The sequence below is a fragment of the Ectorhizobium quercum genome, from assembly GCF_026552795.1.
GTDB classification, from domain to species: Bacteria; Pseudomonadota; Alphaproteobacteria; order Rhizobiales; family Rhizobiaceae; genus Ectorhizobium; species Ectorhizobium quercum.
In genome coordinates, this window is the sequence record NZ_JANFPI010000003.1 from 500,491 (window position 1) to 515,537 (window position 15,047).

Here is a 15,047-nt window from a genome sequence, read left to right on the forward strand (position 1 = left end):
GGGGACAGGCCCGCATGAGAGGCGGGGCCGCCCTGCTGCGTCCCGAAACCGTCAGGCGGCCCTGTATCCGTAGAGCCAGTCGAAACTGTCGCTGAGGGACTGCGGCGATCGCATCGACAGAACCACGTCCCGCGCGATCCTGACCGGTCCGCTTGCGTGATAGGCGAAGCGGTTGAAGGCGGCCTGCTTGCGCGCGCGGTCGATGCGCGGTTTTCTTTTGGCCTCGAAGGCTTCCAGCGCCGCGGGCAACGGCATGGCGCCGCCGGCGAACCGGGCCAGTTCGAACGCGTCCTCGATAGCCATTGCAGCACCCTGGGCGGCGAAGGGCATCATGGCATGCGCGGCATCGCCGATCAAAACCGTGTCGACCCCGTTGTGCCAATGGCCGTCGCTGGCCTGGTAAAGCGGCCAGAAGCGCGGTTCGTTCGCGGCTTCCAGCATTTTCCGGATGTCCGCGTGCCATCCCGAGAAGCGGCGAAGCAGGAGATCGAGCCGCACGTCACCGGCGGAGGCGTCCCATGTCTCTCCCGGTGAATTGCCCGCCGTGATCGCGACGACGTTGAAGCCGCCGATTTCCGTCAGCGGATAGGCGACGATATGCGCGTCCGGCCCCAGGAAGGCAGAGACGGCCGACAGGTCGAGGAAGGACGGCGCGTCCGCGCCGGGTATGGTGAAGCGCCAGGCGATGTTACCGGAAAATGCCGGGATCGGGCAGGAGGGGACGACAGCGCGCATGCGCGACCATACGCCGTCCGCGCCGACGACCAGTTGCGGTCTGCCGTCGCCGGCAGCCGGGGCACTGGCGACGGGATCGATCATGGTGTCCAGATGCAGCCGGCACGCCGGTTCGCGAAGGACCGCGGCCAGAAGGGCCTTCTGCAACGTCGCGCGGTGAAGCACGCCATAGGGCGCCCCCCACCGGTTGCGGGCATAGGGCCCGACCGGCACGCTTGCCAGCCGCTTCAATCGGATGCCGGACAGGAGGTCGATGCGCTCGGGCTCGTTCCACACGGATTCCAGATCGGCCAGAACGCCGAGGGTCGATAGGATGTGCGACGCGTTCGGCGCGATCTGGAGGCCGGCGCCGACCTCCGTGAGGTGCGGCGCCTTTTCGTAGATGTCGCTTGGGATTCCGGCCTTGGCGAAGGAAAGGGCGGCGCTCAGTCCGGCGATGCCGGCACCTGCAATGATGGCGTGTTCCACGGCCATGAATTCTGCCTGTTCTGCGACGCGGCCCGCCCTGGATGCCCCGTCGCTGTCATCGCACGATCCCGGTCAGGCGGCGTCGAATTGGAAGATGCAGCCCGGCGGAACGGTTTCTTCCGCCTTCAGGGCCGGATTGTAGCGATAGAGCGTCGAACAGTAGGAGCAGACCTTCTCGTTCTCGTCGCCCATGTCGATGAAGATGTGCGGATGATCGTAGGGAACGGAAGCGCCCGTACACATGAATTCCTTCACGCCGATCTCGATCACGCGATATCCGCCGTCGTTCTGGAAATGGGGAATGTTGTGGCCTGCCATTCTGGTCTCCGCGAGGTCATGTTTCGTGGGGTTCTGTTTAACCTCCTTCTTTGCAAATGTGTAGGGCCGTGTCGGGTGGAATTTGCGCGTGGCGCGCAGCTTCCCGCTTGGCCCGGAACCATGAAAACGTTTATGGTCCTTCGCAAAAAGGACTGCATTGATGAATCTCAATCCCCCCGCCTTCAATACATTTCAGAACGACGGACTGAATATTGCCTATTTCGATGAGGGCGATCCTGCCGGCGCACCCGTGCTGCTCATCCACGGTTTCGCGTCCTCCGCCATCGTGAACTGGGTCCACACCGGCTGGCTCAAGACGTTGGGAGAGGCCGGATACCGGGTCATCGCCCTCGACAATCGCGGCCACGGCGCGAGCGACAAGCCGCACGATCCGGAATTCTATCACCCCGAGACGATGGCGGGCGATGCCGTTGCGCTTCTCGACCATCTCGGTCTGCCGGCGGCCCATGTCATGGGCTATTCGATGGGCGCGCGCATCGCGGCGTTTCTCGCCATCGCCGATGGCGAGCGGGTGCGCTCGCTGGTGTTCGGCGGCCTGGGAATCGGCATGTGCGACGGTGTGGGCGACTGGGACCCGATTGCCGAGGCGCTGCTGGCGCCGTCGCTGGCCGACGTCACCCACGCCCGCGGCCGCATGTTCCGCGCCTTTGCCGAGCAGACGAAGAGTGACCGCTTTGCGCTTGCCGCCTGCATCGCCACCTCGCGCGACCTGGTGAGGCGCGAGGACATCGCCCGGGTGGAGGCGCCGACGCTGGTCGCCGTCGGGACGAAGGACGACATCGCCGGCTCGGCGGAGGAACTGGCGGTGCTGATGCCGAACGCGACGGCGCTCGATATTCCGAACCGCGATCACATGCTCGCGACCGGAGACCGCGTTTTCAAGGCCGGCGCCCTGGAGTTCTACGCCGGCCTTGCGGATTGACCGGCGTCATTCGCCCCTGAAGACGGGCTTGCGCCGCTCGGCGAAGGCGGCGCGGCCTTCGGCATAATCGGCGCTTTCGAAGGTGGACGTGCCCAGCACCTCGGCCTCGCTCATCAGCACGTTGTCGCTTTCGGTCACGGCGCGGATCGCCAGCTTGGAGGCGGCGATGGAGAGCGGCGCGTTGCCGGCGATCGACCCGGCCAGGGCGAAGACGGCCTTTTCCAGTTCCGCCACATCGGAGAAGGTCTCCAGCAGGAAGCCGCTCGTTTCGATCTCGCGGGCGGTGATGGGAAGGCCGGTGTAGAGAAGCTTGCGGGTCGTCTGGTTGCCGAGGGCCAGCACGATATCCTGAACCGCATCCGCGGGATAGGCGAGGCCGAGGCGCGCGGCGGGAATGGCGAAACGGGCGCTTTCGTCCGCCAGCCGCAAATCACAGGCGGCGGCGACGCCGAAACCGCCGCCGTAGCAGATGCCGCGAATGGCGGCGATGGTCGGCACGCGGACGGAGCGGATCGCCCGGAACGCGATGCTGTTGTCCAGTTCGTAGGCCCGTGCGGTTTCGGCATCCTTGCGCACCGTCGCGAATTCGGAAATATCCGCGCCTGCCGAGAAGTCCTGCCCGCCGGCGCCGGCGACGATGATGACCCGCGCGCCGGCGTCGACGCTGAGGAAGTGGAGCGCCCGGGGGATATCGCGCCACATGGCGGCGGTGATGGCGTTCTTGCGCTGTTCGTTGTGGAACGTCAGCGTGCCGATGCCCGCATCGGTGGCGGCAACCAGTTTTCCATCCGCGAATTCGTGCGTGCGGGTCATCTATTCCAGCCTCTATTTGTGTTTCGTTGCAATTTTCCTATATAATGCCGTCTCCAGGCAAAAGAGGAGACCGTCTATGGTCGCAAAAACGGAACTGCGCATCGACGATCAGATCAAGACCATCGACCCGATCTGGGACAGTCTGCGTCAGGAAGCGCACGCCGCCAGCGAGAACGATCCGCTTCTTGCTGCCTTTCTCTATTCGACGGTCCTGAACCACCGTTCGCTGGAGGAATGCGCGATTTTCCGGATTTGCGAACGTCTCCATCACCGCGACGTTCCCGCTGCCCTGCTGCGACAGGCGTTTCAGGCCATGCTCGAGGACTGGCCGGAATGGGGCAATGTCCTTCGCGTCGATATCCAGGCCGTCTATGATCGCGACCCGGCCTGCACGCGGTTTGTCGAGCCGATCCTCTACTTCAAGGGCTTCCATGCCATCCAGACGCACCGGCTGGCCCATTGGCTCTGGAACAACGGCCGCCGCGATTTCGCGCTCTACCTGCAAAGCCGCTCGTCGGGCGTGTTCCAGACGGACATCAACCCCGCTGCCCGCATCGGCAAGGGCATATTCCTCGACCATGCGACCGGCCTCGTCGTGGGCGAAACGGCCGTGATCGGCGATAACGTCTCCATCCTGCACGGCGTCACGCTCGGCGGCACCGGCAAGGACGACGCCGACCGTCACCCGAAGATCGGCAATGGCGTCCTGATCGGCGCCGGAGCGAAGATCCTGGGCAACATCACGGTCGGCGCCAATTCGCGCATCGCCGCCGGCTCGGTGGTGCTGAAGCCGGTCCCCCCCTGCATGACGGTCGCCGGCGTCCCGGGCCGCGTGGTGGGCGAGGCGGGCTGCGCCGAACCGGCGCGCGTCATGGATCAAGTGGTCGTGGCCGAGTGATCGGCTCGTGCTGGGCTCAATGTATTGATCAACTTTCTCCTTCGTCACCCTCGGGCTCGACCCGAGGGGCTGCGCGGCAAGCGGCGCGCCGGACGGCCGGGTCAGGTCCGACCGGGACGGAAGAGAGCGATACGCCCTTCGCCAGCAGTCTGAGCCCGGTACGTACCGGGCTTTTTTGTCGAAGGTGGGTGCCTTGCCTTTACACCGCCGCTTTCGGCATGCCACAAGCAGCCGGCCCGAGCGGTGATTTGCGCCGTTCGCCAGACATTTTCTTCGACCCGCGCGCGCGGTCCTTCCGGTGTCCGCCTTTTTTCGGCCGGTCGCTTTCCGCCGCGTTCAATGCATGTTCCTCATGGAGGCCAAGATGAAGCCCGACGAAATCAAGAAGCTGGACGCCTATCTGAAGCGCACCCTCAACCCGCAGGTCTCCGTGAAGGCGCGTCCGCGCAAGGACGACTCCGCCGAGGTCTACGTCGGCGACGAGTTCATCGGCGTGATCTTCCGCGACGACGAGGACGGCGACCTGTCCTACAACCTCTCGATGGCGATCCTTGCCGAGGATCTCTGATCCTTCGCGAGGACGACCGGGAGCGGTGCCGTTTTTGCGGCATCGCAGCACGCTTTGAAACGGGAAACCGGCATGGGACGACCCAGTGCCGGTTTTTTGTTGGTTTATGCCCCCGCTTTCCCGTAACCTTCGTGCAAGCGTGATTTGACTGAATGTGTGATCGAATCTCGGACTGCCTGGCCGAAAGGGGCTTAAAATCTGCGAACGATTGATTACATTAGTCGTTCCTGCCGAGACGAATGCAGGGCCATCCCGGTTCTCCGGGCACTCAAGGATTGAAATGACAATGATCGCTAGGCCGGTCGTGATGCAGAACGAAAAAGACGGTGACGGACACGGCACGGGCCGCGGCACGTCGGTGATAACGCGCACGAAGCCGAAAACGAAGAAGCCCAACCTGTACCGCGTTCTTCTTCTTAACGACGACTACACGCCGATGGAATTCGTCATACATATTCTGGAGCGTTTCTTCCAGAAGGATCGTGAGGCAGCGACCCGCATCATGCTTCATGTTCATAACCACGGCGTGGGCGAGTGCGGAATTTATACCTACGAGGTTGCCGAAACGAAGGTCTCCCAGGTGATGGACTTCGCGCGGCAGCATCAGCATCCGCTGCAATGTGTCATGGAAAAGAAGTGAGGAACTGAACGTGCCAACTTTTTCGCCCAGTCTGGAAAAAGCGCTTCATCAGGCTCTGACCCACGCCAATGAACGCCACCATGAATATGCGACGCTCGAGCACCTGCTTCTTGCGCTGGTCGACGATGCGGATGCTGCGGCCGTCATGGGCGCCTGCAACGTCAATCTCGATGAATTGCGCAAGACCGTGACCGATTACGTCGACAACGAACTGTCCAACCTCGTGACCGGTTACGACGAGGATTCGAAGCCGACATCCGGGTTCCAGCGCGTCATCCAGCGCGCCGTCATCCATGTCCAGTCCTCGGGCCGGGAAGAGGTGACGGGCGCCAACGTCCTCGTCGCGATCTTCGCCGAGCGCGAGAGCCATGCCGCCTACTTCCTTCAGGAGCAGGAAATGACGCGCTACGACGCCGTCAATTTCATCTCCCACGGCATCGGCAAGCGTCCGGGCTCCTCCCAGGCCCGCGCGCCGAAGGGCGCCGAGGAAAGCGAAGCGGAAAACAAGCAGCCGCGCCACGACGACGAGAGCGGCCAGAAGAAGCCGCAGGAAGCTCTCAAGGCTTATTGCGTCAATCTCAACGAGAAGGCCAAGACCGGCAAGATCGATCCGCTGATCGGCCGTCACGACGAGGTGAACCGCACCATCCAGGTGCTGTGCCGCCGCTCCAAGAACAATCCGCTCTATGTCGGCGATCCCGGCGTGGGCAAGACCGCCATCGCCGAGGGGCTCGCCAAGCGCATCGTCGAGGGCAAGGTGCCGGACGCGCTGAAGAACGACACGATCTTCTCGCTCGACATGGGCACCTTGCTGGCCGGCACGCGGTATCGCGGCGACTTCGAGGAACGTCTGAAGCAGGTCGTCAAGGAACTGGAAGAGTTTCCGGGCGCCGTGCTGTTCATCGACGAGATCCATACGGTGATCGGCGCCGGCGCGACCTCCGGCGGGGCGATGGATGCCTCCAACCTTCTGAAGCCGGCTCTGTCTTCCGGGGCCATCCGCTGCATCGGCTCGACCACCTACAAGGAATACCGCCAGTTCTTCGAAAAGGACCGGGCGCTCGTCCGCCGCTTCCAGAAGATCGACGTCAACGAACCGTCCATTGATGACGCCATCGAGATCATGAAGGGGTTGAAGCCCTATTTCGAGGAATATCACCACCTGAAATATTCGAACGACGCCATCAAGGCGGCCGTCGAGCTTTCGGCGCGCTACATCACAGACCGCAAGCTGCCGGACAAGGCGATCGACGTGATCGACGAGACCGGTGCGGCGCAGATGCTGCTTCCGGCCTCCCGGCGCCGCAAGCTGATCACCGAGCGTGAAATCGAGGCGACCGTCGCGACGATGGCGCGCATTCCGCCGAAGACCGTCTCCAAGGACGACGAGGCTGTCCTCGCCAACCTGGAGAAGGAACTGCGCACGGTCGTCTACGGTCAGGACACCGCCATCGAGGCGCTGTCCACCGCGATCAAACTGGCGCGTGCCGGCCTGCGCGAGCCGAACAAGCCGATCGGCTCCTACGTCTTCTCCGGCCCGACCGGCGTCGGCAAGACGGAGGTCGCCAAGCAGCTTGCCGCCTCGCTGGGCGTGCAGATGCTGCGCTTCGACATGTCGGAATACATGGAGCGCCATACGGTATCGCGCCTGCTCGGGGCGCCTCCCGGCTATGTCGGCTTCGATCAGGGCGGCCTCCTGACCGACGGCGTCGACCAACACCCGCATTGCGTCGTGCTGCTCGACGAGATCGAGAAGGCGCATCCGGATATCTACAATATCCTGTTGCAGGTCATGGATAACGGCCAGCTCACCGATCACAACGGCAAGAAGGTCGATTTCCGTAACGTCATCCTGATCATGACGACCAATGCGGGCGCGTCGGAAATGGCCAAGGCGGCCATCGGCTTCGGCTCGTCGCGGCGCACCGGCGAGGACGAGGAGGCGATCAACCGCCTGTTCACGCCGGAATTCCGCAACCGTCTCGATGCGATCATTCCCTTCGCGCCGCTGGCGCCGGAAACGATCCATCGCGTGGTGCAGAAGTTCGTCATGCAGCTCGAAACCCAGCTTTCGGAACGCAACGTCACCTTCGACCTGTCACCGGAAGCGGTGTCCTGGCTGTCGGTGCGCGGCTACGACGACAAGATGGGTGCGCGCCCGCTCGGCCGCGTCATTCAGGACTATATCAAGAAGCCCATTGCCAACGAGATCCTGTTCGGCAAGCTGAAGAAGGGCGGCGTCGTCCGCGTGACGACGGCGACCGGCGAGGACGGCAAGGAAACGCTCGCGCTCGAGTCTGTGTCCGAAACCGTCCCCGTGAAGCCGAAGCCGGAGGCCGAGGTCATCGAGGCCGAGGAGGTCGACGCCCGGGCGAAGGGCACCCGGCGCAAGGCCAAGGCTTCCAAGCCGTCCGACAAATCCGACAAGGATGACGCGGCGGTGGCTGCGGAGGCGGTCGATGTGCCCGAGGCTCCGAAACGCCGCAGCGCCGTTCCGAAGGTGCCGAAGAAATAAGGCCAGATTTTTCCGATGTCGTGCCGGGCCGAAAGGCCCGGCTCTTTTTTGTTGATCCTTTTGCAGACCGCCGCAATGTCCGCCCTTGTCAAATCGCCTTCCCTGTACTGGTTCCTGAAGGGAACGAAAGGCATTCTTTCGCTTCCGGCCTTCATCCTCATGGGCTCCTGTGCCGGTTTCGCCGCGCTGGCGCTTGAATCCGGCCTGACGCGCGGCCATGCCGTGCTGATGACCGTCGGCATATGGGCGCTGCCCGCCCAGATCATCCTGACCGGGGCGATGAGCACGGGCCTCAATATCGCGGCGGCGTTTCTGGCGGTGACGTTCTCTTCGATCCGCTTCATGCCGATGCTGGCGGCGCTGGTGCCGGAGCTTCGCAACGAGCGCACGCCGCTCTGGAAGCTTCTGACCGTTTCCCATTTCACCGCCATCACCTCCTGGGTCTTCGCGATCACGCATATTCGCGAGGTGCCGCGAGAATACAGGATGGTCTGGTTCACCGGCTTCGCGGTGCCGCTGACCATGATCAACACGGTGATCGTCGCCGTCGGCTATGGCGTGCTTTCGGCATTTCCGCCGATCCTCTCGGCGGTGCTCGCCTTCATGACGCCGGTCTACTTCATGCTGTCGATGTGGGGATCGGCGCGCGATGCCATGACCCGCGTGGCTTTCATCGCCGGCCTGGTGCTCGGCCCGGCCGTCACGCCCTTCGCGCCGCAATTCGATATCTTCTATGCCGGCATCGGCGGCGGCACGGCGGTCTATCTCCTCGACCGCTGGCGGCGCGCGCGGAAGGAGGACCGTTCATGAGTCCCGATCTCTGGTCCTACGTCTTCATTCTGGTGGCGGGCGTCCTTGCCACGGACATATGGCGCTGGCTCGGCGTTCTGGCCGGCAACAGGCTCAGGGAGGATTCGGAAGCGATGCTGTGGGTGAGGGCGGTCGCAACCGCACTGGTCGCCGCCGTCATCGCCCGGCTCGTTCTCTCCCCGACGGGTACGCTTGCGGAGATTCCCGTCTGGATGCGGGCTGGCGCGGCGCTTGCCGGCTTCGTTTGCTATATCGTGTCCGGCCAGAGAATTCTGGCCGGAATCGCTGTCGCGGTCGGCGTGATAACGCTGGCGTTCTACGCGGCCTGAGAGGCGAGCACGGCGCGGATCTTCTGGGCGTTGGTGGCCAGAACGGCCGCGTCTTCCATTTTGCCGTTATGCGGTTTCAGGTCGGTGCCCTGCTGGCGCGGAACGATGTGAAAGTGCAGGTGGAAAACGGTCTGGCCGGCTGCCGCCTCGTTGAACTGCGCAATGAATATGCCGTCGGCCTCGAACGCTTCCTTGGTGGCGCTGGCGATTTTCTGAACGACGGGGATCAGCTTGACGAGCACCGCCGGGTCGGCATCGAGCAGGTTGCGCGACGGTGTTTTCGGGATGACCAGAACGTGACCGGGCGCCTGCGGCATGACGTCCATGAAGGCGTAGGTGTCTTCGTCTTCGTGAACGGCGTGGGAAGGTATGTCGCCTTTCAGGATCTTCGCGAAAATGTTTTCGGGATCGTAAGCCGGGCTCATTTGGGAATCTCCTTCATTGAAAGACTTTGTGTAAAGCATTACACGGAGTTGTGAAAACATCTTATGGATGAATTCCCTCCTGAAAAAGGAGAGGGGATTAGTCGGCGTCGTCCGGACTGCCGCTCTTGCGGAAGGGGCTGTGCCCCGCGAGATAGCCGCCGGCGGCCTCGACTTCGGCGCGCTCGGCGACGAGATAGTCCGCCACGGCGCGGCGCAGGCCGGGATGTACGATATAGTGGGCCGAGTGGGTGAGGGCCGGCAGATAGCCGCGCGCCAGCTTGTGCTCGCCCTGCGCGCCGGCCTCGACGCGCTCCAGCTTTTTCTCCAGCGCGAAGTCTATGGCCTGGTGATAGCAAACCTCGAAATGCAGGTAGGGATGGTCCTCGATGCAGCCCCAATGGCGGCCGTAAAGCGCGTCCGAACCAATGAAATTGATGGCGCCGGCGATATAGCGGCCGTTCCGCTTCGCCATCACCAGAAGGATATCGTCCGCCATCCGCTCGCCGATCAGCGAATAGAACCGGCGGGTGAGATAGGGCCGGCCCCATTTGCGGCTTCCGGTATCCATGTAGAACGCGAAGAACTGGTCCCAGATATCCTCGGTCAGATCGCGGCCCGTCAGCCAATCGATGGAAATCCCGTCTTCCACAGCCGCGCGGCGTTCCTTCCTGAGCGCCTTGCGCTTGCGCGAGGCAAGTGTTTCGAGAAAGGCGTCGTGATCGGCATAGCCTTCGTTGAGGAAATGGAACTGTACGTCGGTCCGGTGCAGAAACCCCGCTTCCTCGAGCACTGGCAGTTCGTTCTCCGGCAGGAAGGTGACGTGGGCAGAGGATAGTTCCAGCTGCGCCGCCGCTTCGCGCAGGCCGGATGCCAGCGCCTGCCGGATCGCAGCCGCATCCCCGTCGTCCGTAAGGTGAAGCAGGCGGGGTCCCGTTGCCGGCGTAAAGGGAATGCTGGCCTGAAGCTTCGGATAATAACGGCCGCCGGCGCGCTCGAAGGCATCGGCCCAGCCCTGGTCGAAGACGTATTCGCCCCGGCTGTGGCTTTTCAGGTAGCAGGGCACGGCGCCGATCAGCGTGCCCGCGTCATCCTCCAGAAGAAGATGCTGGCCGAGCCAGCCGGTCCGCACCGTGGCCGAGCCCGACTCCTCCAGCGACGAAAGAAAGGCGTGCGACAGGAACGGGTTATAGGGACCGGACGCATTGCGGGACGTTCCGGAAAGCCTGTTCCAGCTTTCCGGTGAAATGCTGGCGAAGGATTTCTCCAGCCGCAGCGTCGTCATGCGGTGACTGCCGGACTTTCGCGTGGATCGAAGCCTTCGAAGGTCATCTGATCGGCGAATTCGAACGTATGCGCACGGGCGGCCTGGTCCCGCACCGTCCAGGTGATCACCGGAATGCCGCGCTGGCGCTGGGCGGTGATGAACGGGTTGGGCAGATGGGCGTAGTGGTAGGAGATGAAGTCGAGGCCGAGCTGCATCGCCTCGTCGTGCCGGAAGAACTGTTCGGGCCGGTTGCCCTCCGCCGTCAGGCCGACAGGGTAGGGCGATCCTGCCGCCTTCAGGTCCTTCAGCAGCCAGTGATCGAAGCTCATCAGCGCGACATGGCCGTTATAGCCCCGGAGTTCGTCGAGCACCGTTTCGGCAAAGCCGTCGTCGTCGCCCGGGCGGCCCTTGAGCTCGATCACCAGCGGCACCCTTCCCGCGACAAGCGCAAGAAGTTGCTTCAATGTCGGAATGCGTTCAGCGGTTCCGCCGATGGCGAGCAGGCCGAGTTCGGCTGAGGTCCGCTCCCGCACGTCGCCCTTGATGCCGCAAAGCCGTTCGAGCGAATCGTCGTGGAAAACCACCGGCACGCCGTCCGAGACATATTGCAGGTCGCATTCGATGGCGAAGCCTGCCTCGACCGCCCGCTTGAACGCCGCACGCGTGTTCTCCCAGACGGCATGGTTCATGTCGTGGAAGCCGCGATGGGCGACAGGTTGGGCGGTCAGCCAGTCGATGGCGCTCATGTCAGGCAATTTCCATGATCGCGTCGATCTCGACGGCGGCGTTCAGCGGCAGGGAGGCCATTCCGACGGCGGCGCGGGCATGGCGGCCGGCATCGCCGAGCACGGCGACCAGCAGATCGGACGCACCGTTGATGACGAGATGCTGTTCGGTGAAATCGGGCGTGGAGGCGACGAAGCCCTGGATCTTCACGATGCGGCCGATGCGGGAAAGATCGCCGAGCGCGGCCTGCGCCTGGGCCAACAGGTTGATGGCGCACAGCTCGGCGGCGCGCCTGGCGGCAGCCACGTCGACATCCCTGCCGACCAGCCCGGTGACGGCGAGCTTGCCGTTCTCCATCGGCAGCTGCCCGGAGAGGTGAAGCAGGTTGCCGCTGATGGTGTAGGGCACGTAGTTGGCGGCGGGAGCGGCTGCGACAGGCAGCACGATCCCGAGTTCGGCGAGCCGGCTTTCGATGGTATTCACGATTTCACTTCTCCAGCATTTGTTGATAAGACCGCAAGAATCCTGCAATGACGCAGGAGGTGATTGTCGGTGCGGTTCTTAACCTATTGATGACGGGCGGCAGCGGCAATAGCGACCGGCGGGGAGAGGTTTATGGTTGGCGGAAAACTTGTCTCTGTGGTGGTGCTGATCGCGGCGACGACCGGTGCGAGAGCCGAAAACGTGCCGGCGCCGCCCTTGCAGCCGCATCGGGCCGTTTACGATCTCGAATTGCAGGATGCGTCCGAACGCTCGGGAATCGACGCCATCTACGGACGCATGGTCTATGAATTCACCGGCGCCGCCTGCAAGGGCTATACGACGCGTTTCCGCTTCGCTACCCGGATCGTGTCGGGCGACGATCTTCGCCTCAGCGATCAGCGCCTGACCTCCTTCGAGGACGTTGCCGCCGGCACCTACCGGTTCGAGAACCAGGCCTTCACGGACGAGACGCTGGAGAAGGAAGTGAAGGGAACCGCAACGCGCGGGCCGGACGGCGTGACCGTCGAGCTGGAGGGCGACCCTTCGAAGACGGTAGAGCTGCCGCCGAGCATTTTCCCGACGGCCCATATGCAGGAAGTCATCGCCAATGCCCTGAAGGGCACGCCGCTGTTCGACGCCCGCACCTTCGACGGTTCGGAAGACGGCGACAAGGCGCTGCTCGTGACGACCATCATCGGCAAGCCGCAGACCGGCGGGGACGAAGAGACCGCCGATGCGAAGGCGGCCTCCGCCCTGTCGGCCAAGCCGTGGTGGCCCGTGACGGCATCCTACTTCAACGAGGCCCCCGAAGGCGACGCCGAGCCGACCTACCGGCTGTCGTTCAAGCTTTACGACAACGGGGTCAGCCGCGACCTGGTGATGGACTACGGCGACTTCGCCCTGACGGGAAAGCTGGCGAAACTCGATCTCCTGCCGGAAGAGGCTTGCGAGCCGCCCGAAACGCCCTGATCGCCGCTGCCGGGCGCTTTTCCCGTCATTTCCCCTTGCTTTTGCGGGAAATGGCCTGTATGGGCACCACCATTCCACACGCAGGGTTTGGGATGAGCCGGGAGAAATCCGGTCCGTTCCGCCGGTGGCACCGTAAATCCGGTGCTGATTGCCTTGCGGGGGTTCAACCGGAAAAGGAGTAAAAGGCATGGCATTGCCCGATTTCAGCTTGCGCCAGCTTCTCGAAGCAGGCGTTCACTTCGGCCACCAGACGCATCGCTGGAACCCGAAGATGAAGCCGTACATCTTCGGCGACCGTAACAACATTCACATCATCGACCTGGCGCAGACGGTTCCGCTGTTCTCGCGCGCGCTTCAGCAGGTGTCCGACACCGTTGCCCGCGGCGGTCGCGTGCTGTTCGTCGGCACGAAGCGTCAGGCTTCCGAGATCATCGCCGACGCCGCCAAGCGTTCGGCCCAGTATTACGTCAACTCCCGCTGGCTCGGCGGCATGCTGACGAACTGGAAGACGATCTCGAACTCGATCCAGCGCCTGCGCAAGCTCGACGAAATTCTCGCCAGCGAAGCCCAGGGCTTCACCAAGAAGGAGCGCCTGAACCTCGAGCGCGAACGCGAGAAGCTCGACAAGGCTCTCGGCGGTATCCGCGACATGGGCGGCGTTCCGGACCTGATCTTCATCATCGACACCAACAAGGAGAAGATCGCCATCGAGGAAGCCAAGCGTCTCGGCATCCCGGTTGTCGCGATCATCGACTCGAACTGCGATCCGGACCCGATCGACTTCCCGATCCCGGGCAATGACGACGCCTCGCGCGCCATCGCTCTCTACTGCGATCTGATCGCCCGCGCCGCCATTGACGGCATTGCCCGCCAGCAGGGCGCCGCAGGCCGCGACATCGGCGCGTCCGAGGAGGTTCCGGTCGAGCCGGCCCTCGAAGGCGAAGCCGGCGCCTGAGAATGAGGTCGATGCGGCCCGAACCGGGCCGCATAACCCGTTCACCTGTTCGACGGGCCGCCGGATACCGCATGAGGGCCGGCGGCCCTTCGCTTTTCAAGTCCCCGCCCGGCCGCAGCCGCGGCCCCGGCGTTTCGTGATGAGCCATTCATCACGCTGTTACACTTGAAGGTACATTCCGTTCCCGGATCGAGGGCGCGGCGCTTGTTTTGCAAAGCCCGACGCTGCGCCGGATCGACAACACGAGAGGCAAGAAAATGGCAGAAATCACTGCTGCACTGGTTAAGGAACTGCGCGAAAAGAGCGGCGCGGGCATGATGGACTGCAAGAAGGCGCTGGCCGAAACGGACGGCGACATCGAAGCCGCCATCGACTGGCTGCGCGCCAAGGGGATTGCCAAGGCCGACAAGAAGTCCGGCCGCACCGCTGCCGAAGGCCTGATCGGCGTCGCCAGCAACGGCACCAAGGCGGTCGTCGTCGAGATCAACTCCGAAACCGACTTCGTGGCCCGCAACGACGCCTTCCAGAGCCTCGTGCGCGGCGTGGCCGACGTCGCCCTGTCGACGGACGGTTCCGTCGATGCCGTGGCCGCGGCCATCTACCCGGAGACCGGCAAATCCGTCGCCGACTCGATCAAGGACGCCATCGCCACGATCGGTGAAAACATGAACCTTCGCCGCGCCGCCGCCCTGTCGGTCGAAGACGGCGTGGTCGCGACCTACGTCCACAATGCCGCCGCCGACCGTCTCGGCAAGCTCGGCGTTCTGGTTGCGCTGAAGTCGACGGGCAACAAGGACGTTCTCAACGCCATCGGCCGCCAGGTCGCCATGCACGTTGCCGCGACCGCTCCGCTCGCCGTTCGTCCCGAAGACGTCGATCCGGCTGTCGCCGAGCGCGAACGTGCCGTGTTCGTCGAGCAGTCCCGCGCTTCCGGCAAGCCGGACAACATCATCGAGAAGATGGTCGAAGGCCGCATGCGCAAGTTCTTCGAGGAAGTCGCGCTTCTGTCGCAGGCTTTCGTCATCAATCCCGACCTGACGGTCGCTGCTGCGATCAAGGAAGCCGAGAAGGAAGCCGGCGCTCCGATCGAGGTGACGGGCATCGCCCGCCTGCTGCTCGGCGAAGGCGTGGAAAAGGAAGAGACGGACTTCGCCGCCGAAGTGGCTGCCGCCGCCAAGGGTTGATCCT

General features: G+C 63.7%; 17 protein-coding genes. 10 read left to right on the forward strand and 7 right to left on the reverse strand.

The window, feature by feature from the left end; all coding sequences use genetic code 11:
• Positions 1 to 51: 51 nt before the first annotated feature.
• Both NOF55_RS10885 and NOF55_RS10890 read right to left on the reverse strand, forming a co-directional pair.
• Positions 52 to 1,209, reverse strand: a complete 1,158-nt coding sequence (locus NOF55_RS10885; RefSeq protein WP_306411390.1) for an FAD-dependent monooxygenase — start codon at positions 1,207 to 1,209, stop codon at positions 52 to 54.
• 66 nt (positions 1,210 to 1,275) lie between these two features.
• Positions 1,276 to 1,521 carry a zinc-finger domain-containing protein gene (locus tag NOF55_RS10890; RefSeq protein ID WP_306411391.1) on the reverse strand — a complete coding sequence of 82 codons (246 nt, stop codon included), beginning with the start codon at positions 1,519 to 1,521 and terminating at the stop codon, positions 1,276 to 1,278.
• Positions 1,522 to 1,681: 160 nt separating this feature from the next.
• Here NOF55_RS10890 and NOF55_RS10895 point away from each other — a divergent pair, with 160 nt between their 5' ends.
• Complete coding sequence (locus tag NOF55_RS10895; protein WP_306411392.1) at positions 1,682 to 2,464, forward strand: alpha/beta fold hydrolase; 783 nt, start codon at positions 1,682 to 1,684, stop codon at positions 2,462 to 2,464.
• Between the two features lie 6 nt (positions 2,465 to 2,470).
• On the opposite strand, the gene NOF55_RS10900 is transcribed toward NOF55_RS10895, so the two are convergent.
• Positions 2,471 to 3,277, reverse strand: coding sequence for an enoyl-CoA hydratase-related protein (locus NOF55_RS10900; RefSeq protein WP_306411393.1), 807 nt, complete (start codon positions 3,275 to 3,277; stop codon positions 2,471 to 2,473).
• Positions 3,278 to 3,353: 76 nt separating this feature from the next.
• Between NOF55_RS10900 and cysE the strand changes: the two genes are divergently transcribed.
• The 6 genes from cysE to NOF55_RS10930 all read left to right on the forward strand — a co-directional run bounded on the left by cysE (position 3,354) and on the right by NOF55_RS10930 (position 9,037).
• Positions 3,354 to 4,175, forward strand: coding sequence for a serine O-acetyltransferase (gene cysE, locus NOF55_RS10905; RefSeq protein ID WP_306411394.1), 822 nt, complete (start codon positions 3,354 to 3,356; stop codon positions 4,173 to 4,175).
• A gap of 364 nt (positions 4,176 to 4,539) precedes the next feature.
• Entirely contained in the window at positions 4,540 to 4,743 is a 204-nt protein-coding gene (locus NOF55_RS10910) for a DUF3126 family protein (protein ID WP_306411395.1), read from the forward strand.
• 286 nt (positions 4,744 to 5,029) lie between these two features.
• On the forward strand, positions 5,030 to 5,383 hold the full coding sequence (gene clpS / locus NOF55_RS10915) for an ATP-dependent Clp protease adapter ClpS (RefSeq protein ID WP_306411396.1): 354 nt from the start codon (positions 5,030 to 5,032) through the stop codon (positions 5,381 to 5,383).
• Between the two features lie 10 nt (positions 5,384 to 5,393).
• The gene (gene clpA / locus NOF55_RS10920) at positions 5,394 to 7,898 is read left to right on the forward strand and encodes an ATP-dependent Clp protease ATP-binding subunit ClpA (protein WP_306411397.1); all 2,505 of its coding nucleotides are present in this window, start codon (positions 5,394 to 5,396) and stop codon (positions 7,896 to 7,898) included.
• 75 nt (positions 7,899 to 7,973) lie between these two features.
• Positions 7,974 to 8,708, forward strand: a complete 735-nt coding sequence (locus tag NOF55_RS10925) for an AzlC family ABC transporter permease (protein ID WP_306411398.1) — start codon at positions 7,974 to 7,976, stop codon at positions 8,706 to 8,708.
• Positions 8,705 to 9,037, forward strand: coding sequence for an AzlD domain-containing protein (locus tag NOF55_RS10930; RefSeq protein ID WP_306411399.1), 333 nt, complete (start codon positions 8,705 to 8,707; stop codon positions 9,035 to 9,037). Before NOF55_RS10925 ends, NOF55_RS10930 begins: the two co-directional genes overlap by 4 nt.
• Here NOF55_RS10930 and NOF55_RS10935 read toward each other — a convergent pair.
• From NOF55_RS10935 to NOF55_RS10950, 4 genes are all read right to left on the reverse strand, one after another.
• A complete protein-coding gene (locus NOF55_RS10935; RefSeq protein WP_306411400.1) occupies positions 9,025 to 9,462 on the reverse strand; it encodes an HIT family protein in 438 nt (145 codons plus the stop codon). The two genes, NOF55_RS10930 and NOF55_RS10935, sit on opposite strands and share 13 nt — an antisense overlap.
• Before the next feature lie 97 nt (positions 9,463 to 9,559).
• Positions 9,560 to 10,744, reverse strand: coding sequence for a GNAT family N-acetyltransferase (locus NOF55_RS10940; RefSeq protein ID WP_306411401.1), 1,185 nt, complete (start codon positions 10,742 to 10,744; stop codon positions 9,560 to 9,562).
• Entirely contained in the window at positions 10,741 to 11,472 is a 732-nt protein-coding gene (locus NOF55_RS10945) for a glycerophosphodiester phosphodiesterase (protein WP_306411402.1), read from the reverse strand. The genes NOF55_RS10940 and NOF55_RS10945 overlap by 4 nt, the downstream gene beginning before the upstream one ends.
• 1 nt (position 11,473) lies before the next feature.
• A complete protein-coding gene (locus NOF55_RS10950; RefSeq protein WP_306411686.1) occupies positions 11,474 to 11,938 on the reverse strand; it encodes a RidA family protein in 465 nt (154 codons plus the stop codon).
• Between the two features lie 129 nt (positions 11,939 to 12,067).
• Here NOF55_RS10950 and NOF55_RS10955 point away from each other — a divergent pair, with 129 nt between their 5' ends.
• From NOF55_RS10955 to tsf, 3 genes are all read left to right on the forward strand, one after another.
• Positions 12,068 to 12,904: a cell envelope integrity EipB family protein gene (locus NOF55_RS10955; RefSeq protein ID WP_306411403.1), complete on the forward strand. Its 837-nt coding sequence runs from the start codon at positions 12,068 to 12,070 to the stop codon at positions 12,902 to 12,904.
• A gap of 187 nt (positions 12,905 to 13,091) precedes the next feature.
• Positions 13,092 to 13,859, forward strand: coding sequence for a 30S ribosomal protein S2 (gene rpsB / locus NOF55_RS10960; RefSeq protein ID WP_306411404.1), 768 nt, complete (start codon positions 13,092 to 13,094; stop codon positions 13,857 to 13,859).
• A 257-nt stretch (positions 13,860 to 14,116) separates the two neighbouring features.
• Positions 14,117 to 15,043 (forward strand): translation elongation factor Ts, encoded by a 927-nt coding sequence (gene tsf / locus NOF55_RS10965; protein ID WP_306411405.1) that lies wholly within the window; start codon positions 14,117 to 14,119, stop codon positions 15,041 to 15,043.
• Positions 15,044 to 15,047: the final 4 nt, after the last annotated feature.